Below are 18,380 nucleotides of genomic sequence, written 5' to 3'. Positions count from 1 at the left end.
TAAAAACCCGAACAGCAATATTTACGTAAGTTTAAATAATGCCCGCCTCTGGTTGTGCAGTTATACGCTTTTAAAACATCAGGATATGAAAGGTTTTACACAAATTCAGGACAGTATTTTTGTTGAGCCTTGTAAAGATTGCGGCGAAAGGCCCGTGGTTGAGCAACAGAAAGGGCTGTTTATAGTTAGATGTCCTAAACACAACAGTCACTATCAAACCAAACCAGGGTTAGCTGATATTAACGACTGGAACCTTAAAAACAAAGTGCATACTTCGTTAGGCGCTAAGGATACAAAACCCTCAAAAGAGGCATCCTGAGTTAAGACTTGTTAATATATGCCATTCATATTTCACACAATTTAACAATTAACTGTTGTAACATTTGGTAAATAAGCTACATCTTAGTGTAAATACTGCCTAAATGAAGTTTACCACACTATTGCTCCTGCTGTTTAGTTTCAGTATAGCTGCCTTTTCACAACAGTTTGCTATTAGTGGTAAAATTACCGATGAGGGCAACCATCCAATTCCGTTTGCTTCCGTATATGTAAAAAACACTACCAAAGGGGTTTCGGCTAATAGCGAGGGTATATATTCCCTGCAATTAGCACCCGGTAATTATGAGCTGCAGTTTAAAGCAGTGGGGTATGGGCAGCAAATCAAACAATTAACGCTCGCCCAAAACCAGGTTATCAACATCAGCCTGAAAACAGAAACATACCAGCTGAAAGATATTACCATACACGCGGGTGGCGAAGACCCCGCCTACGCCATTATCCGTAAAGCCATCAAAAAGCGTAAAACCTATTTAAACGAGGTGAAAGCGTATACCTGCGATATTTATATCAAGGGTTTGCAAAAATTACTGGCCGCTCCTAAAAAATTTATGGGTTTTGATGTGCAAAAAGCCACCAGCGAGGCCGGGCTCGATTCCAGCCGAACCGGTATTGTTTACCTGTCGGAATCCGAATCGAAATACAGCTTTATGCAGCCCGACCTGGTGCACGAGGTGCAGGTATCCTCAAAGGTATCGGGCTATAACCGCGCCTTCAGCTTTAACCGAGCATCAGATATGCTGGTAAACTTTTACCAGAATTTTGAAAGCTGGAAACGTTTGAGCAACCGCCCGCTGGTATCGCCAATTGCCGAAAATGCCCTGTTTTATTATAACTATAAACTTATTGGGGTGACCATCGAAAACGGCGAAACTATCAACAAAATACAGGTAACACCCAAGCGTGGTTACGACCCCTGTTTTGAAGGATATATTTATATTTTGGACGATAGCTGGCGTATTGCCTCTCTACAGCTTTTTATCACCAAAAAATCCAACATTAATTATGTAGACACGCTGAAGATAAGCCAGCGGTTTTATCCGGTTGATGCCGGGATCTGGATGCCCGCCACCATTAAGTTTGAGTTTACAGGCGGTGTGTTTGGTTTTAAACTGGGCGGATATTTTATAAGTGTATATAAAAATTACAACCTGGCCCCGGTGCTTAACAAAAAAGATTTTGCCGAACGCATTAACATTACCAAAGGCCACGATAAAGACTCGGTTTACTGGGCACAGGAGCGGCCTATCCCACTTACCGACGAAGAAAAGAAAGATTACGAAGTTAAGGGAAAACTGGCCATTAAACGGGAATCAAAACCATATCTTGATTCGTTGGATAAGGCCAATAACACCTTTAAATTAAGCAACCTGCTGCTCACAGGTATTGATACCCGCAACCGTTACAAAAAAGAATCTTTTCATTACAGCAGCGTCCTCAACTCGGTGCTATATAATACTGTTGAAGGTTTGGCTATTAACTACGGGGTAGGGTTTACCAAGATGATTGATACGGTTGATAACCGCTTTATAGCCGTAAACGCCAGGGTACGTTATGGTTTTGGCAATCACTTGTTTGGCGGCGTTGCCGGTGTTTCGCTCCCGGTAAAACGGATGACGCTGAGTTTTAACGCGGGATCGGACGTTACCGATCTTAATAACCTGCAGCCGGTATCAGCATTTGTAAATTCGGTTTATACGCTTTTCAGGCGGGAGAATTTCCAGAAACTTTACCAAAAACAATTTGCATCGGCATCATTTGCCGGTCGTATCAGCGGCGGCTGGCAGGCCAGTGCCTATGTGGAATGGGCCAATCGTAAATGGTTGCCCAACACAACCGATTACAGCTTTTTTAATAAAAATAACAGGCAGTTTACTTCAAATAACCCGCTGTTGCCAGCACAGGATGTGCCGTTGTTTCCCGAAAACCAATCTTTTAAAATAAGCGCCCGCACCAGCTACGATTTTAGTAATAGGTATGAAACCTACCCATTTGGCCGCAGGTACCTGCCTTCAAAGTATCCAACCATCGGTATTAACTATACAAAAGGTGTAAGTGGTGTACTGGGCAGCGATGTAGACTACGACCAGCTAAGCGCCGATATTTCTAAATCAGATATCGACCTTGGGTTTTACGGCCAAACCTCGTTTTTTATTGGCGCCGGTAAGTTTATCAACGCAAGCAAAATATACTTCCCCGATTATAAACACTTTGACGGCGACCAAACCCACGTGTACAAACCATCGTTCAACCGTTTTTTGCTGTTAGATTATTACACCTTCAGTACAGCCGATAAATACCTGGAAGGCCACCTGGAACACAACTTTTCGGGTTTTATAACCAACAAGATTCCCATTTTAAGAAACCTGAAGTTGCAGGAGATCATCAACATTAACTACCTATCAACCCCGGCGCTTAAAAACTATACCGAACTGGGTTTTGGCATACAGCGCGGCTTAGTACGCGTAATGTACGGCCGCAGCTACAATACGGGCAGTAACATCAGGAATGCGTTAAGGGTGGGGATATCTTTATAGTATCAAGTAGTTAGTATCAAGAATCAAGACTGCTGCATTTTAAGTATCAAGTAGTAAGTATCAAGTATCAAGACAGCTGCATTTATTTGCAGATTGTATTAGTGCTAAACCCCAATCAAATCTTGCTACTTGATACTTACTACTTGATACTAAAAAAAAGATACTCACTACTTGATACTTTCCCCTTATATTAGCATCCTTTAATTTAACTCATGAATATATTTTACGGAACGGGGGTAGCCATGGTGACCCCTTTTCATGCGGATGGTCAAGTTGACTACGACGGGTTGAGCAACCTGATTGAACATTTGATTGATGGCGGGGTGGAATACCTGGTATCATTAGGTACAACCGGCGAAAGTGCCACATTGAGCGAGGCTGAGCGAAAGCAGGTTTGGGCCTTTACCGCCGAAGCAGTAAATAAGCGCGTGGGTTTAGTTGCCGGTATTGGCGGCAACAATACACACGAAGTTGTTGAGCAAATAAAATCATTTAACACAGCCGGTTACGATGCTATTTTGTCATCGAGCCCGCATTATAATAAACCAACGCAAGAGGGTATTTACCAGCATTATAAGGCGATAGCGCAGAATACGCAGCTGCCCATTATTTTGTATAATGTACCCAGCCGTACGGGCAGTACCATTAGTGCCGCTACAACCGTGCGCCTTGCAAACGATTTTAAAAATATAATCGGCATTAAGGAAGCATCCGGTAATTTTGATTTGTTTAACCAACTGATGAGGGATAAGCCTGAAGAGTTCTTATTCATATCGGGCGATGATCCGGTTACTTTGCCTATGATGGCTTTAGGCGCTGTGGGCGTAATATCGGTAATTGGTAATGCGTTGCCCCGCCAACTGTCAGATATGGTGCGCCTGCTGCTCAATAACGATTACAAAGGTGCTCACAAAGCCCATTACAGCCTGATTGAATTTACCCACCTGATGTTTGCCGATGGCAGCCCAGCCGGTGTAAAAACAGCCTTGAAGCAATTGGGTATTTGCGGCGATACGGTAAGATTACCGCTTGTGCAGGTTGGCAGTGCAGCGGCAGAAGCCATAATTAAGGAAACGAAAAGTTTAGCTTAAAATAGCTAAACTAATTTAGCAAAAAAGCCACGTCAGTTTTGATGTGGCTTTTTTGTTGGGATATTGTAAATAACAATTTATACCTATTTTAGTATTCATAAAATGGATTGTGTTAAACTCATAGCAAAATATAACGACCTCGGCATAGCCGAAGTGATAGACCATGACAAGTTTAACCTGATCGCTATTGACCATCATTCTACCCGGATTGAAGGATCAACCCTTACTGAGATAGAAACACAGGTACTTATTAATGAAGGCCGCACACCTAATGGTAAACCTTTACAGGAAAGCCTTATGGTAACCGATCATCATGCCGCCCTTTTGTTTACTATACAAAACGCCAAAGCAAAAAATAAACTTTCGGTAAGCCTTTTGCAGCAAGTGAATGCGCTGGTAATGAAAAGCACCAGAAAAGTTTATAATACCATGTTAGGTACGGTGGATTCGGCTACAGGTGCTTTTCGTAAAGGTAACGTTACCGCAGGGGTTTCTTATTTCCCGAATTTTGATAAAGTGGAAAGGTTAACCGGCGATTTGGTGAGGAAACTAAATGATGAGATGGGTAAACCTCTATCTGTTCAAGAGCAATTAAATCTTTCTTTTGATGCCCATTTTAACCTGGTCAGCATCTATCCTTATTATGATGGCAACGGGCGTACCTCGCGTTTGTTAATGAATTACATACAGGCTTATTATAATTTGCCTTTGGCGATAGTGCAAAGCGAAAACAAGGCGGCTTATATTCAGGCCCTGGTTGATACCCGTGAGCAAGAGGATGTTCAGGTCTTTCGTGATTTTATGAATAGCGAATATGCATTGTTGCTTGGCAAAGATATAACAAAGTTTGAGGAGATGAGCAAGCCATCAAAAGGCGGCGGATTTACTTTTCTTTTTTAAATAAAAAACCCGGTTATTGATTGTAACCGGGTTTTTATCAGGGGAATAAGATTGATCAAAAAATCTTCCTTAGCTTTCTTTGTTTTTCGCCTCCTGAACCTCAAGGCGGATAGCCTGTGCCAGGTTTTTAAGATCTTGCATACCTTTGCGAACACGGGTTCCGGCAGCGCTGTTTCCTTTGTTGTAGAATTTGTCGGCGTCAGCCTCTAAAGAAGCTACAAGCTCCTTTACTTCAGTAAATTTTTTCATTTAATTACTCCTTTTAAATTATGAGGTCTATTGTTTTTAATTAAAGCTAAGCTATAAGGTTTTTTTTTAATTAAAAATTTTTAAAGTCGAAAAATAGTGCCTTTACAGTGGTTTTTTTCCACATTTTGAAGCTGACGCAGGTATTTAAGCCTTAATTATATAGTATGAAAACAGGAGTTTTGCCTTAGTATATTATGGCTATGCTTAGTTGATTAAATGCATATTTCAATAATACGTATTATAAATACTATTAAAGCTGAAGTATGGCATTCATTTAACATATTATTTCATTTTTTTTAATTTATTAATTGAAAACAACAAATTTATGTAATGTTCCTGGGTTTAAAGGCTGGTGTTGGGACAACCGCGTTTAAAATTTTTATTGGCAATTATGCAGAGTTGTTCTTGTCAGAACAGGTTGCTCTGCCCAAGGGACAGATTCAATAGTCCATTTCAATTATTCGTGTATCTTTGGTATAGTAGTTTTTACTAAAAATTTACCCATCGGTCAGCAGGTTTTACCATGTACGAAGTTATTACCCAATCATTACGCGCACTGGTTGATTTTACCGACGAGGAGCTTTTTTTATTTATGCAGAGGCTTAAGCCGCTCAACTTAAAAAAGTATGCTTTTTACTTAAAAGAAGGCCAGGTTTGCAAAAGCATGGTGATTGTATTTAGGGGCGGGTTAAGATATTTTTCGCGCAGCGAGAAGGGCGACAATACTTTAGGTTTTGCATTTGAGGGCGAATGGATTGGCGATTATGAAAGTTTTTTATTACAAACCCCATCGCCCGATTTTATTGAAGCCCTGGAAGATTGTGAACTGTTTACCCTGAGCTACGCCGATATGCAGGCTTTGTATAACCATAGCCAGCGCTTTGAACGCTTTGGCCGCATGATAGCCGAAAGACTGTTTATTGACACCGCCAGAAACAACCGGAATTTAAAAATGCAATCGGCCGAAGACCGGTATCTCGACCTGCTTACCAAACAGCCCCGTATATTTGAAAGGCTGCCCCAGCATTTAATTGCTTCGTACCTGGGCATTCAGCCGCAAAGCCTTAGCCGTATCCGGGCCAGGCTATCAAACGCAAAAAATTAACTCAGGTTAATAAATTAACATCGCTTTTTAACCTCATATCATTTCAGGGCTGAGCTATTAGCCCCAGTTTTGTGCTGCGCTTTACAAAGCTTAAAGCAGAATGTACAAAGCTTAAAGTGCTTGATTTTAGCCGGGTCAACGTTACCGGGCTGGAGTTAATTAGCAGGCTTTTAAATAAAAACAACACCACTAAATCAAAAATAATATGAATCCGGCACAGGTTTTTTCTATCGTTAGTGCCATGGCAGCTTTGCAGTGGCTTTTGTTAATTGTAATGCCTAAATGGAAAGTTACGCGGTGGTTGGTTAACCACGGAGCTGTTCCCTTATTGCTTTCGGTAATTTACTGCATTTACGTTGCCGGTTTTTTTGGTATCCATGGCGGTGGTTTTGGGTCGGTACAGGAGGTACGTACACTCTTTGGTAACGATAACCTGTTGCTTGCCGGCTGGGTTCATTACCTCGCTTTTGATTTATTGATTGGCTTTTCCATCGTTAAATCGGCCCCGGCTTCGGCGGTCCCGCATTGGCTGGTTATACCCTGCCTGGTGCTCACCTTTATGTTTGGCCCTTGCGGCTATTTACTTTATCAAATTGTCAACAAAATCAAATCATCCAAATGAAAACCTTATTCGTCCGTATCAAGACTATTAGTCCCTTTCTTTATTACTGCGCTTTGGGTCATTTAGCTTTATTTATACTGATGCTCATCATCGCGCAATTTGATCACCGCCAACTGATGGGGATTAACTTGTGGACAAAGCCCATCAAATTTGCTATCTCCATCGCTATATACTGCCTAACATGGCCCCTGTTATTACAATACCTGCCTTATGAACAGCTCAAAAGGCGCTTTGTGAATTTTACCGTGTTTGCCATGAGTTTTGAGATGCTGGCCATCGCCACGCAGGCTGCAAGGGGGCAGCTATCGCACTATAATACTTCGGGTGCTTATAATGCACTGGTATTTAGTATGATGGGGATAGTGATAGTTTCCCAAACCCTGTTTGCCTTATATATGGGCATAAAGTTTTTTAAGGTGAAGGCGGTGCAATTAACACCCGCGTTGCTGTGGGCCATCCGCCTGGGTATAATTATGGCCTGCATCTTCGCACTTGAAGGTGGTGTAATGGCATCGCGCCTGGCCCACACAGTGGGCGCTGCCGACGGAGCCTCCGGCCTGCCGCTTTTTAACTGGAGCCGTATAGCCGGCGATTTACGGATAGCCCATTTTATGGGCCTGCATGCACTGCAGATTGTACCGCTGTTTGTTATTTTCAGCGGGATTAAAAGTGCCAGGCCGTCGGTTATTTTCGCCTTAATTTATTTTGTGCTGGTTTCGTTGTTGTTTTATAATGCCATGTTGGGCAGGCCGTTGTTTTAGAAAACCAAATTTAGTACTAAGTCTGGAGTCCGAAGTCTGGAGTCTGAAGTCTTAAGTCAGTTTTGCTTTTCAGACTTCAGACTTGGTACTTCAGACTTTAGACTACATATATTTCCCGTTTACCAGCCACTTGGCTATCCGTAATATAGTATGTTCATTTTTATCTACCCCAGCAGAAGCAAGAATAGTTTTGCCAAATCCATCGGGCGCAATGGTATAAGGCATAATTTGGTTATCCTTTTTTGTGTTTATGATAAATTTAGATGCGCTGTTACCACCCGTAAAACTTACTTTGGCAACTATCAAACCATCGGGCAGGCTAAATTCGTAAGTGTCGCCCTCCGGGCCCGACGAAGTATTTTTAAACTTGCCAATGGGTTCCAATCCCTGGTAAATCATGTTATCGTCTTTTATCATAACAGGAAACATCATGTTTCTTTTTACAATATTGTATTCTGTTCGTACAATGGGGTTTTTGCTTTTCAGCGCTATAAATTCGTTTATTTTTGCCTCGTTAAGCTTATCGTCAACTATTATCCCGCTTTGGCCTATTAGTTTAGCAAAAGATTTTTCGGCACTTAATATACTCAGTGTAAATAAGCCCACCTGGCTGGTTGTTAAAAAAGAGAAGCGATAGTAAAAGTCAGTATTATTTTGAGGATCGGTTGGTAAATCGCTGGCTAAAACGGCTATGATTAGTTTTTCGCCGCTCATGGAATACAGTTCATAATTGGCGGGCTGGGCAAACCCCGCTTTAAGCTTTACTATCTTGGCAATCTCTTTGCCATCAACGCTAAGCATCCCCGATTTGTAGGAAACGGATTGGGCAGCCAAAGGGCGGCCAGCAATAATAACACCACCGATGTGATTACCGCTTTAATTGTTTTTCTCATTTTTTGTACTTGTAAGGTTAATTTTGATAACTGTTTAGGTTTATGGGTCTTAAATTGCTAATTGGCTAGGCCCAATTAAAGGTAAGGATATTTAACAGGTATGCTATTAATTATATGTTAAAATACATCCCCGGAAATCAGGGCATTGCCCCAACCGGTAGAAGTTGGCACCCGGGCTTTACGCTCATACACCTGCAGGCATTACGCACGTAGCCTGTATCCGCTGCAATCCTTAATGCGGCGAAATTATTTACCGTAAAAACACCCGGTTAAAAAGGTGCTATTTACGGCGTTATACCCTCAGCCCGCTACCGAGATTTGGTGTATTCAATCACCATTAAAAATCATAAAACAATGTTACTATTTAATGAAAAACACGAGCAACTAAACGCGGATGCTGTAGCTGCCGACCTGGCCAACCTTGATGATGTTGCAACCCCAACAGACGACGAAGTTGAAGCCATATTACAGGATTATTATAAACAGGCATTGCAGCTTGAGGGTGCCCACCGTGGTTTCACGGCCTCATTTGCGGCTCCCGCTTTTCCGGGTATAGGAAGCATATTGGATGCTATCCGCAAATTCATTTGTGGTATTGTAAATGAGGGCTCAACTACGCAGCAAATTATTGATGCCATACTACAGGCAATTGCTTCAGTTATTCCGGGCGGCATCATTATAAACCTTTTGGTTAAGCCTATTATAAAATATATTTTATCAATAGGTATTAAGGCTTTTTGCCCGGTAAATCCGGCTTAATATCAAACAACAAACCTAAACTTTATTACGCCTGGTTAACGGATGTTTGGCCGCGACACAGGCAAAAAAAGAAGCTGCCGCTTAAAAGTGACAGCTTCTGCATTTTTATGCTTCTTCAGTTCCCTTAAAAAATCTTCTGCAACAAATCAGGATGGTGCGCGTGCAGCTTCACAATCAGTTCGCCAAACAGGGTATTTGCCCAGGCAAACCATTTACGGGTAAAGTTATTTGCATTATCCTTATGGAAACCTTCGTGCATAAAACCGGTGCCGGCGTGGGTATTTTTAAGCATATGCAGGCAGCGGGTAATCTCTAATTTATCTGTCGAGGTAAGGGCACGCATGGTGATAGCCATTGGCCATATAAAATCAATACCTACGTGCGGGCCGCCAATGCCTTCCGCAGCTTTGCCTTTAAAAAAGTAGGGGTTATCTAAACTCAATACAAAGCGACGGGTGTTTTGATATAACGGATCGGTTACCGGCAACGAATCGAGGTAGGGCAGTGCCAGCAGGCTGGGCACGTTGCTATCATCCATCAGTAACTGGTTGCCATAACCATCAACCTCAAAGGCTAAAATTTTGCCATATTTTGGATGATTTACAACCGCATATTTTTTAAGGGCGGCTTCTACTTCGGCAGCAAGCGCTGTGCATTCGGCGGCTGTTTTGGCATCTTTACCTATAACACTAAACATTTCGGCCATTTGCTTTAAGCTGGTAACCGCAAAATAGTTGGATGGTACCAGGAAGGGGTATATAGTAGCATCATCAGATGGGCGGAAGATGCTGCAGATAAGCCCGACGGGTTTCACCGGGTTGCCATAACCCCTGTTTGGTGCAGTATCGCTGGCGGTTTCTGTTTTACGCTGAAAATGGTATGGGCCTTTGCCGTTTTTGCGTTGCTGTACTTTAAAAGTATCTAATATAGTTTTGCCTGCTTTTTGCCAGGTTTCGTCAAAAAAGCTGCTATCGCCGCTTATTTTCCAGTAGTTATAGGCCAAACGTACAGGGTAGCAAAGGGAATCAATTTCCCATTTGCGCTCATGCAGTTCGGGTTTCATATCGGTAACGTCGCTGTCCCATTCGCTGCCGGTTGGGCCTTCGTTAAATGCGTTGGCATACGGGTCAATCAGTACACATTTAGCCTGGCGGCTTAACACACCCTGTATCACTTTTTTAAGTGCCGGGTCGTTTTTAATCAATGGCAGATACGGCCAAACCTGTGCCGAAGAATCGCGCATCCACATGGCAAAAATATCGCCGGTGATTACAAACGTATCGGGCTTGCCGTCTTTTTCTGAATAATTTACGGTAGTATCTAAGGTATTTGGATAGCAGTTTTCAAAAAGCCAGGCTATTTCCGGATCTTTTATATCCGCTTTAACTTTTTGAATAGTGGCTTCAACCGCTTTGCTTGTAAATTTACGGTCGGCCAGTTTGGGGCGATGGCTTTCAAATACAGGGGTGGCTTTGCCCAGCCAACTTGTAGCAGGCACAACGCCAAGGCCTAAACCGGCGGTGGCCACGCTGTTAATTTTAATAAAATGTCTTCTGGTGATCATAAGTAGTTTAAATGGTAGATGTAAAAATATAAAAGCGTTTTACAATCCGAAAAAAAACGTGCTAAATTGTTTTAGAGAGTACCAGATAGTAAGATTTTTAATGCGCGGGTTCTTAGTCTGAACTCGGATTAAACGAGCCACAGGGTTTTTTGTGCCTATCAATTTTGAATCAGTCTCCATCCAGCAAATCAAATCTTTCTCATCCCATAATCTAATGAATCGTGATCCAAAAAAAAGCGATATAGATTGGTTGACCGTAGAACCAATCTATATCGCTTTTAATGATATCCGATTTAAGTATTTTAGTCAATCTTTTTAAACTTAGTTGTAATACTATCGTCGCCGTAAACTGGGTGGGCGGTAAACTCTAAATGCGGATAATTAGACAGCTTGCCCCCAAAGGCAATGTTTCTGCCGGTGTAAGGAATACTGATATAATAATCATCGTCTTTTTTATATACTATCCAGGTTACGGTATTGTAACCATCATTTAGCGGTATTTGCTCAAGCGAGGCTGCTGTTCCGGTAAAAACCCGCTGCCCTCTGCCATCGCTGTTAAGTGTGTAAATATCTATTTGGCCATCGTAAGGTTTGCTCCAATCACCTTCCCATGATCCTTTTGCCGCATTTGTATATAAAGTGGTAGAGTCAATTTTTACTGATGTAGCATTAAAGTTTACTGATGATACATTAATTATGTAGCTACTGCCGGTAACAATGGTGGCTTTTGCTACATGTTTAGTACCAGCCGCACCCTTTAGCACCCAACGATTGGTGGTATAGCCGCTGGCATCGGTTACTGTTTGTGCCGCCCCTAATCCTGTACCGGTTATTCCGGCGGTATTTTCTGTCCAATTGATTTTTATATTTTGCACGGGCTTCAAATTAGCATCAAGCACCTGCACCTTTAATGGTTTTAAAACAGCGGAGCCTGTTGCTGCCGTTTGGTTGTTGGTTGTATTATCTGCCAAAATGCTCAGTTGTGGCTTGGATTTAACAGTAATGGTAAATGTTGCCGATTTTTTATTGAAAAGATTGCCAAATGTAAAAACCACGGTAAGCGTTTTTTGAGTGCCGTTGTCAATTGCCGGATCAACGGTGCCCATATGCACTGTCGAAAGTCCGTCGGCATTTGTTTTAACTTTTATACTTAGTGAATTACCTGTTGACGAGGTAGCCATACAGGTGCCACTCAATGCAATTGGCGAGCCATCTGCTTTAGTGGTTTTTACCACAAGATCATTTAACTTATCGCCATAATAAACCACCTGGTTATCACCCGATGATTTTTCGATGGTATAAGAAAGCGAAGCTTTATAGCTGCTTAATTTTTGTTGTAAGATATCAAACTGGCTTACTATTTTATCAAATTTTCCAGTTAGGCTTGTCTTAGCCGTGGCTTTAATATTTGTTATCTTTTGCGACAGCGTTTCAAATTTAGCAGCAGCTATTTGCTGGATATTAAGCATGTTTACAAGCTTTCCTTTATCTATGTTTAAACGCTCCAGGTCGGCGCCATAACTTTGGGTTAGTTTACCTATGGTATAACTTATTTTATAATCGGGAAGGCATTTAAAACTTGCAAGTACCAGGTCCTGGATTTGCGGCACAAGGTTGTCTTTATTATTGTCAACTACAGCATCCCGTGAGTCAAACACCCTTAAGTTGCCTTCGGGCTGTGTGTACTCACCCGCTTTGGTTTGTACCAGATCAAATAATACTTCTTTTGTATTAGCCGTATAATCAATATCGTAGCCAACTGTACGTACAAGTGTATCGTTGTAGGTGCCTATGCTGATCGCGAATTTATCTGCTTTGTTATCAGGGTTAATTGTGCCTAAAATTATGGTGTTTTCATCGGCTGCTTTTGCATACGTATACCTGATGCCATCGGCTGCGTTGTAAAAAATGTAGCCCGTAACACCAGCTATTTTTCCATCCTGGTCTGTATTTCCCATACAACTAAGACTATCAGCGCCAAATGAAAATATGGCGAGCGGGATATTTACAGTATTTGGCGCGTATTTTTGGGTGAGGTAAACATTTCCCAGGTTATCAACCAGTCCTGCGTTATTAATAGAGTCGCCTTTGGCCAGTTCTTTTGTCGTGGGGGCGTTATCAATTTTGGAGTTAGTACCATCCTTTTTACAGCTATATAAAACACCTAAGCATATAAATAAAATTAAAGTGCGTGCAATGAGTTTATTGCTGTTAAAACTGGTTCTGCATTTAAGACTGTGCTTTTTCATTTCGGGATAGGGTTTAGCTTTTACAAATTAATCACAAATTAATCACAAAAAATCAGTTGAAAAATACCTAAAAGCGGGTATTCTGAACCTGGATCAATCAAATTAAGGGGGAGACACAAGACCTTATCTCTCGGGTTTGTTTAATTGTGAATGAATGCTCTTTCTGATGTGCAAATTGTTTTGTTTGTATGAAACTCAGATTAAACAGATTAGAAAGAAGTACAGGATTTTATAAACGATCAACCTATGCGGCTGCAAATCAAAATCCAAAGATCCGATCATTCCGTTTAATCTGAGTTCAGAAAGATTTTGCGCAGGGACCTGCCAAAGACATCGGTATATACTATTCATATCCGTTTTTAGCACCAGCGCTGCGCCGGGTTTAAAGTTTAAATTTATAAAGCCCGTTTCGGCGGGCCTCACCTGCACTTTTTTTTGTCGTGAGGCAAAAAAGGGAGTTTGAGTTTGGTTTTGCCGCCTTTTTCTGCAACTATTTTTATTTCGGTAACCTGGCCATCGGCTTTTTTAAGGCTTACTAAAAACGCGCCTTCGGTGCGCAGGTTTTCAAAGGCCAGGTTTTGCCAGCTTGCCGGTGTGGCGGGCAGTACTTCTATAAAGCCAGCAGAGCTTTGTATCAGCATTTCCTGCAGGCCGGATGCAAAAGCGAAGTTACCTTCCAATGTAAAGGGCCTGTACACAAATTTTGAATAGCCTGATTTGGTTTGATCGCCGTTTAAATGAAAACTATTGACAGAGCAAAAAATGCAAAAGGAAGTCAAGGCCTGGCAAACGCATCGAATAACAAAGAAGCTACCATTAACTCGCAATTTACCAACGAGGATGCGCGGATTAAACTAAAAAGGCGTTATCCGACAATTTTAGATTGACATGACACTAGTACGAAAAGTGGGCGGATAGGTTTAGTATAGATAGTAAGATGTTGTAACATATTTGTGTACCAATGCGATTAGTTTTGTATCAGGGGGATATAAAGCTTAAACTGAATTGCGTCCTGGTATCAAACCTGTTTTTACCACTCCTTAACAATAACTCAACAATAAAAGGTTTACTTTTGCCCGATGAAAAGCTACCAAATCATGCTATTTGCTGCAATGTTCGCGCTATCTGCCTGCAGTGTTAATACTAATAAAACGAGCAGTGTTAAATCCGACTCTACGATACAAGAAACTTCTGTTAAAGCTATCGTGCAAGGTGTTATAGCCGAATTGAGCATAAAAGATACCATTAAAACAGGCGATTCGGTGTTGCTGAAATTTACCGTGCGTAACCTTGCCGATACCGCGCAGCAGTTTTGCAAATGGCATACGCCGTTTGAACCCTTGATGAGCAAATATTTAGAAATTGTGAACGAAGCAGGCGTGGAGGCTGATTACAAGGGTGCCATGGCTAAAAGGATTATGCCGCCGCCGGCAAGTAGTTATATAAAGCTTAATTCAAAGGATACCCTTTCGGCAAATGTTGATCTGCTTAAAGGCTTCGCCATTACCAAACCGGGTAAATACACCGTTACCTATGTTGGCCAAAATATGAGCGGCCTGGTGGTAAATAAGAGCATATCATTTGTTTATTTAAAATGATTTTGATGGGATAAAGCGCTATCTGCCCCAGTTTTTTACTTTACCTAACAATACTTTATCTTTCATCAAAAGAATCCCCCATGCATCATCCTGAAGAAAACCCCTGGAAAATAACCTCCGAGAAATCAGTTTACGATAACCCCTGGATCAGCCTTACCGAGTACCAGGTAATTAACCCATCGGGTAATCCGGGCATCTACGGTAAAGTTCATTTCAAGAACCTGGCTATAGGCGTTTTGCCATTGGATGATGACCTTAATACTTATATTGTTGGTCAATACCGTTTCCTCCTTAACCAGTACAGCTGGGAAATGCCTGAAGGGGGAGGGCCGGAGGAAACTGATCCCCTGGAATCAGCCAAACGCGAACTCATGGAAGAAACCGGCCTGAAAGCTGGTAACTGGACGGAGTTGATGCGGCTGCATTTAAGTAACTCGGTGAGTGATGAACTTAGTATTATATACTTAGCCCGTAACCTTACCCAACACGAAGCCGAACCGGAAGATACCGAGCAACTCGTCATCAAAAAAATCCCCTTTGCCCAAATGTATAAAATGGTTTGCAACGGCCAGATTACTGATGCTATGACCGTTGCTGCGGTGCTAAAAGTGCAATTATTGCTTTCAGAAAACCTTTTGTAACCTTACACGTTTACAAAAAATGCCTAAATTTGGCAGTTGATGAAAAAGTTTTTAGGCTATTTTCTTACCCCCGTGGCAACGGGAGTATTTTTATTGATACTGGTTATATTTCAGCCTATTCAATGGGCGTGTTTCCGTTTTTTTGGCTATTCGGCACATAAAAAATCGGTTGATATCCTGAATCTGTTTCTGTTGCGGTCGGTTTACTTACTGGGTAATACGGTAACTTTTATCAACAAGCAAAACCTGCCGGTTGGGCGTCCCATCATATTTTTAGCTAACCACCAGGGTTTGTTGGATATACCGCCAATGATCTGGTACCTGCGTAAATACCACGCCAAGTTTATATCCAAAATTGAACTTACCAAAAACATCCCCTCGATATCCTACAACCTCAGGCATGGTGGCGGGGCTAATATCGATCGTAAAGACCAGCGTCAATCCATTACCGAAATCATGAAGCTTGGTGTGCGGATGAAGGAAAATAATTGGTCGGCCGTGATATTTCCCGAAGGCACACGCTCAACAGACGGCACAATAAAAACTTTCCAGGTAGGAGGCATAGCCACGATACTGAAAAAATGCCCCGAGGCGTTATTGGTGCCTATAGCTATTAAGGATTCATGGAAAATGATCCGCTATGGGCAGTACCCCCTTAATACATTTACGCCCATGAAGTGGGAAGTACTTACCCCCATTGAACCAGCCGGCCGCCCGATAGAAGAAGTGGTATTGGAAGCCGAGAACCAGATCAGGGCTGCGCTGGCTTCTTAATTTGAAAATTTGAGGATTTGAAAATGCAGGGGGAGAGATGTGCATATTTCAGATTGTGCCCGATGTAATATTTATTGGGTAGAGGCTATGCGGTTTAAAATCTTCAAATGAAAACCATTCCCCTATTGCATTTTCAAATTTTCAAATCCTCGAATTTTCAAATTCTCTTCAATCATGTTGATATTCAGCCAAATGTTAACAAATAAATCACATCATCTTTACGTTTATATGAAACGTTATCGCTTATTTTTATAGACCTATAAAATGGGTCAGTTAAAATTTACTAAAAACAATTTTTATGACCTGGAGAAAATTTAGCGGTGAGGTGATCCAAACACCCATCATGGAGGAGGTTGAAAAGGCGATTGAACGCGAAGCCGCCCTCGGCAATAAGCTCAAAGTATGTATCGGAACAGATTCGCAGGTAAAAGGTAGTGTAACCGATTTTGCTACAGTTATCGTGTTTTTACGCGAGAAACGTGGCGCTTTCATGTTTATCCACCAGGAAAGGACCTCGCAAAAAATGACCATTAAGGAAAGGATGCTGAGCGAGGTACAGAAATCAATTGACATTGCCTATAAGCTTTGCGACCTGCTTGACCTGTATGATGTGGAACTGGAAGTACATGCCGACATTAACACCAACCCAATGTTTAAATCAAATGCAGCACTGCACGAAGCAATGGGGTACATTTTGAGCATGGGGTTTGTATTTAAAGCCAAGCCCGAAGCTTTTGCAAGCTCATACTGCGCCAATAAAATAGTGCAGTAAAAGCCTTGAAGTAAACGGCGTGGTATTTATATTTGGTCTTTTACCACAAGACCGAACAAACTATGTCGCCACTAATTGAAATTAACGATCCGGCCCTTGCCGGCCCGAACACTATACTTATCGACGCCCGCGCCGGTAAAGATACCCGTGACCGCTACCTAGTCGGTCACCTTAAAAACGCTGCCTACGTTGACCTGGATCGCGATTTAGCAGCCCACGTTACCGACGCCGCCCAAGGCGGACGTCATCCTTTACCTCCAATTGAAGATTTTGCCGCCCTTTTGGGCCGTTTAGGTATTACACCCGCAAGCCATGTGGTAGTTTATGACGATAAATCTGCAGCTTTTGGCGGCGCCCGCTTTTGGTGGATGCTGAAGGCAATTGGTCACGATAATGTACAGGTATTGAACGGAGGCCTGCAGGCTGCCAAAGATGCCGGCATTGAATTAAGTGCCGAAGAATTTATCCCAACCCCGGTTGATGCTTACCCGGTACCGGCAACCTATACCGGCACCGTGGCCATTGGCGAAGTAGCCATTGCCGCCCATGATGCAAACCGGATTGTGATAGATGTGCGTGAAACTCCACGCTATTTAGGCCAAACCGAGCCTTTAGATTTGATTGCCGGCCATATACCAGGCGCATTTAACCTGCCTTATGTTACCAACCTGGGTGCCGATGGTAAATACCTGGATGCTGATACATTGCGCAAAGTTTATGACGATGCCATAGGTAATGTGGCCCACCAGGAAATCATAGTTCACTGTGGATCAGGGGTTACGGCTTGCCATACCTTGCTGGGTATGGAGTACGCGGGCATTACCGGGCCGCAATTATATGTAGGATCGTGGAGTGAATGGTCCAGGCGTAAATTGCCAATTGGTACAACTATGAGATAAAAATGTATATTTGCAGCAATGTTGTACTTTATAGTTGATTGTGAAAACATACGTTTTAAAAACCGAACAAAGGATCCCGATTGGATTAGATGAGGCCTGGGATTTTTTTTCCTCGCCCTTAAACCTGGCTAAAATTACCCCGCCCGATATGAGCTTTGTAGTAACATCCGATTATACTGCCGATACCAAAATGTATCCCGGTATGATCATTACCTACAAAATTTCGCCGGTGGCAGGTATCAAAATGAACTGGATGACCGAGATTACCCAGGTTGCTGATAAACAGTATTTTGTTGACGAACAGCGTTTTGGACCATATGCTTTATGGCATCACCAGCATCATTTTAAAGCCATTGAAGGCGGCGTGCAGATGAATGATATTTTGCACTATGCCATACCATATGGCTTTATAGGCACTATCGCAAATAAGGTTTTTGTAAGTAAGGAAGTGAACAAGATTTTTGCCTATCGCGAGAAGGCGATCGAAAAACTTTTTGGCGTTTATAAAGGATAACAAAAGCCGGCCGTTAATGCGGGTTTTTGTTATCGTTTGTATCACTTCTCCAATGGCTGTGTGCCCACAGCCATCTTCCCTCATCTCATAACACGTGGACAGCGGTATGTGAGAAC

General features: G+C 42.2%; 19 protein-coding genes and 1 pseudogene. 15 read left to right on the top strand and 5 right to left on the bottom strand.

Features of this window, described 5'->3' with window-relative positions; translation table 11 throughout:
• The first annotated feature begins 85 nt into the window (after positions 1 to 85).
• The 4 genes from AC1DV1_RS15185 (at position 86) to AC1DV1_RS15170 (ending at position 4,864) form a co-directional block, all read left to right on the top strand.
• Positions 86 to 319, top strand: coding sequence for a hypothetical protein (locus tag AC1DV1_RS15185; RefSeq protein ID WP_477360605.1), 234 nt, complete (start codon positions 86 to 88; stop codon positions 317 to 319).
• Positions 320 to 422: 103 nt separating this feature from the next.
• Positions 423 to 2,873, top strand: coding sequence for a DUF5686 and carboxypeptidase regulatory-like domain-containing protein (locus AC1DV1_RS15180; protein ID WP_477360603.1), 2,451 nt, complete (start codon positions 423 to 425; stop codon positions 2,871 to 2,873).
• A 212-nt stretch (positions 2,874 to 3,085) separates the two neighbouring features.
• A complete protein-coding gene (dapA, locus tag AC1DV1_RS15175) occupies positions 3,086 to 3,964 on the top strand; it encodes a 4-hydroxy-tetrahydrodipicolinate synthase (protein ID WP_477360601.1) in 879 nt (292 codons plus the stop codon).
• A 102-nt stretch (positions 3,965 to 4,066) separates the two neighbouring features.
• Entirely contained in the window at positions 4,067 to 4,864 is a 798-nt protein-coding gene (locus tag AC1DV1_RS15170; protein WP_477360599.1) for a Fic family protein, read from the top strand.
• A 69-nt stretch (positions 4,865 to 4,933) separates the two neighbouring features.
• On the opposite strand, the gene AC1DV1_RS15165 is transcribed toward AC1DV1_RS15170, so the two are convergent.
• Complete coding sequence (locus tag AC1DV1_RS15165; RefSeq protein WP_090652322.1) at positions 4,934 to 5,113, bottom strand: histone H1; 180 nt, start codon at positions 5,111 to 5,113, stop codon at positions 4,934 to 4,936.
• Positions 5,114 to 5,636: 523 nt separating this feature from the next.
• Between AC1DV1_RS15165 and AC1DV1_RS15160 the strand changes: the two genes are divergently transcribed.
• From AC1DV1_RS15160 to AC1DV1_RS15150, 3 genes are all read left to right on the top strand, one after another.
• Positions 5,637 to 6,218, top strand: coding sequence for a Crp/Fnr family transcriptional regulator (locus AC1DV1_RS15160; protein WP_477360597.1), 582 nt, complete (start codon positions 5,637 to 5,639; stop codon positions 6,216 to 6,218).
• A 205-nt stretch (positions 6,219 to 6,423) separates the two neighbouring features.
• Complete coding sequence (locus tag AC1DV1_RS15155) at positions 6,424 to 6,840, top strand: ABA4-like family protein (protein ID WP_477360595.1); 417 nt, start codon at positions 6,424 to 6,426, stop codon at positions 6,838 to 6,840.
• On the top strand, positions 6,837 to 7,601 hold the full coding sequence (locus AC1DV1_RS15150; protein WP_477360593.1) for a hypothetical protein: 765 nt from the start codon (positions 6,837 to 6,839) through the stop codon (positions 7,599 to 7,601). Before AC1DV1_RS15155 ends, AC1DV1_RS15150 begins: the two co-directional genes overlap by 4 nt.
• Positions 7,602 to 7,703: 102 nt before the next feature.
• On the opposite strand, the gene AC1DV1_RS15145 is transcribed toward AC1DV1_RS15150, so the two are convergent.
• The gene (locus AC1DV1_RS15145; protein ID WP_477360591.1) at positions 7,704 to 8,435 is read right to left on the bottom strand and encodes a hypothetical protein; all 732 of its coding nucleotides are present in this window, start codon (positions 8,433 to 8,435) and stop codon (positions 7,704 to 7,706) included.
• Between the two features lie 413 nt (positions 8,436 to 8,848).
• Here AC1DV1_RS15145 and AC1DV1_RS15140 point away from each other — a divergent pair, with 413 nt between their 5' ends.
• Positions 8,849 to 9,253, top strand: a complete 405-nt coding sequence (locus AC1DV1_RS15140) for a hypothetical protein (RefSeq protein WP_477360589.1) — start codon at positions 8,849 to 8,851, stop codon at positions 9,251 to 9,253.
• A 124-nt stretch (positions 9,254 to 9,377) separates the two neighbouring features.
• Here the strand turns inward: AC1DV1_RS15140 and AC1DV1_RS15135 are convergent, their stop codons facing one another.
• The 3 genes from AC1DV1_RS15135 to AC1DV1_RS15125 form a co-directional block, all read right to left on the bottom strand.
• Positions 9,378 to 10,817 carry a glycoside hydrolase family 125 protein gene (locus tag AC1DV1_RS15135; protein WP_477360587.1) on the bottom strand — a complete coding sequence of 480 codons (1,440 nt, stop codon included), beginning with the start codon at positions 10,815 to 10,817 and terminating at the stop codon, positions 9,378 to 9,380.
• Between the two features lie 302 nt (positions 10,818 to 11,119).
• Positions 11,120 to 13,066: a hypothetical protein gene (locus AC1DV1_RS15130; protein ID WP_477360585.1), complete on the bottom strand. Its 1,947-nt coding sequence runs from the start codon at positions 13,064 to 13,066 to the stop codon at positions 11,120 to 11,122.
• Positions 13,067 to 13,485: 419 nt separating this feature from the next.
• Positions 13,486 to 13,764 carry a glycoside hydrolase family 95-like protein gene (locus tag AC1DV1_RS15125; protein WP_477360583.1) on the bottom strand — a complete coding sequence of 93 codons (279 nt, stop codon included), beginning with the start codon at positions 13,762 to 13,764 and terminating at the stop codon, positions 13,486 to 13,488.
• A 58-nt stretch (positions 13,765 to 13,822) separates the two neighbouring features.
• Between AC1DV1_RS15125 and AC1DV1_RS15120 the strand changes: the two are divergent.
• The 7 genes and pseudogenes from AC1DV1_RS15120 to AC1DV1_RS15090 form a co-directional block, all read left to right on the top strand.
• Positions 13,823 to 13,953 (top strand): annotated as a pseudogene (locus tag AC1DV1_RS15120) (IS630 family transposase); the annotation flags it as partial.
• 192 nt (positions 13,954 to 14,145) lie between these two features.
• Positions 14,146 to 14,664: a protease gene (locus tag AC1DV1_RS15115; protein WP_477360581.1), complete on the top strand. Its 519-nt coding sequence runs from the start codon at positions 14,146 to 14,148 to the stop codon at positions 14,662 to 14,664.
• 80 nt (positions 14,665 to 14,744) lie between these two features.
• Positions 14,745 to 15,305 (top strand): NUDIX domain-containing protein, encoded by a 561-nt coding sequence (locus AC1DV1_RS15110; RefSeq protein WP_477360579.1) that lies wholly within the window; start codon positions 14,745 to 14,747, stop codon positions 15,303 to 15,305.
• A 39-nt stretch (positions 15,306 to 15,344) separates the two neighbouring features.
• A complete protein-coding gene (locus tag AC1DV1_RS15105; protein WP_477360577.1) occupies positions 15,345 to 16,079 on the top strand; it encodes a lysophospholipid acyltransferase family protein in 735 nt (244 codons plus the stop codon).
• A 298-nt stretch (positions 16,080 to 16,377) separates the two neighbouring features.
• Positions 16,378 to 16,851 carry a ribonuclease H-like YkuK family protein gene (locus AC1DV1_RS15100; RefSeq protein WP_090652302.1) on the top strand — a complete coding sequence of 158 codons (474 nt, stop codon included), beginning with the start codon at positions 16,378 to 16,380 and terminating at the stop codon, positions 16,849 to 16,851.
• Between the two features lie 62 nt (positions 16,852 to 16,913).
• Positions 16,914 to 17,750, top strand: coding sequence for a sulfurtransferase (locus AC1DV1_RS15095; protein WP_477360574.1), 837 nt, complete (start codon positions 16,914 to 16,916; stop codon positions 17,748 to 17,750).
• A 40-nt stretch (positions 17,751 to 17,790) separates the two neighbouring features.
• On the top strand, positions 17,791 to 18,264 hold the full coding sequence (locus AC1DV1_RS15090; RefSeq protein ID WP_477360572.1) for an SRPBCC family protein: 474 nt from the start codon (positions 17,791 to 17,793) through the stop codon (positions 18,262 to 18,264).
• Positions 18,265 to 18,380 lie beyond the last annotated feature (116 nt).

The sequence above is a fragment of the Mucilaginibacter sp. P4_D1 genome (assembly GCF_056401935.1).
Note: the sequence above shows the minus strand (reverse complement) of the source record. Positions and strands in the feature narration are given on the sequence as shown.

What these genes read in the sequence shown, in the direction of transcription:
- AC1DV1_RS15185 (WP_477360605.1), top strand. Translation starts at nt 86, where the DNA reads ATGAAAGGTTTTACACAAATTCAGGACAGTATTTTTGTTGAGCCTTGT.
- AC1DV1_RS15180 (WP_477360603.1), top strand. Translation starts at nt 423, where the DNA reads ATGAAGTTTACCACACTATTGCTCCTGCTGTTTAGTTTCAGTATAGCT.
- dapA (WP_477360601.1), top strand. Translation starts at nt 3,086, where the DNA reads ATGAATATATTTTACGGAACGGGGGTAGCCATGGTGACCCCTTTTCAT.
- AC1DV1_RS15170 (WP_477360599.1), top strand. Translation starts at nt 4,067, where the DNA reads ATGGATTGTGTTAAACTCATAGCAAAATATAACGACCTCGGCATAGCC.
- AC1DV1_RS15165 (WP_090652322.1), bottom strand. Translation starts at nt 5,113, where the DNA reads ATGAAAAAATTTACTGAAGTAAAGGAGCTTGTAGCTTCTTTAGAGGCT.
- AC1DV1_RS15160 (WP_477360597.1), top strand. Translation starts at nt 5,637, where the DNA reads ATGTACGAAGTTATTACCCAATCATTACGCGCACTGGTTGATTTTACC.
- AC1DV1_RS15155 (WP_477360595.1), top strand. Translation starts at nt 6,424, where the DNA reads ATGAATCCGGCACAGGTTTTTTCTATCGTTAGTGCCATGGCAGCTTTG.
- AC1DV1_RS15150 (WP_477360593.1), top strand. Translation starts at nt 6,837, where the DNA reads ATGAAAACCTTATTCGTCCGTATCAAGACTATTAGTCCCTTTCTTTAT.
- AC1DV1_RS15140 (WP_477360589.1), top strand. Translation starts at nt 8,849, where the DNA reads ATGTTACTATTTAATGAAAAACACGAGCAACTAAACGCGGATGCTGTA.
- AC1DV1_RS15135 (WP_477360587.1), bottom strand. Translation starts at nt 10,817, where the DNA reads ATGATCACCAGAAGACATTTTATTAAAATTAACAGCGTGGCCACCGCC.
- AC1DV1_RS15130 (WP_477360585.1), bottom strand. Translation starts at nt 13,066, where the DNA reads ATGAAAAAGCACAGTCTTAAATGCAGAACCAGTTTTAACAGCAATAAA.
- AC1DV1_RS15115 (WP_477360581.1), top strand. Translation starts at nt 14,146, where the DNA reads ATGAAAAGCTACCAAATCATGCTATTTGCTGCAATGTTCGCGCTATCT.
- AC1DV1_RS15110 (WP_477360579.1), top strand. Translation starts at nt 14,745, where the DNA reads ATGCATCATCCTGAAGAAAACCCCTGGAAAATAACCTCCGAGAAATCA.
- AC1DV1_RS15105 (WP_477360577.1), top strand. Translation starts at nt 15,345, where the DNA reads ATGAAAAAGTTTTTAGGCTATTTTCTTACCCCCGTGGCAACGGGAGTA.
- AC1DV1_RS15100 (WP_090652302.1), top strand. Translation starts at nt 16,378, where the DNA reads ATGACCTGGAGAAAATTTAGCGGTGAGGTGATCCAAACACCCATCATG.
- AC1DV1_RS15095 (WP_477360574.1), top strand. Translation starts at nt 16,914, where the DNA reads ATGTCGCCACTAATTGAAATTAACGATCCGGCCCTTGCCGGCCCGAAC.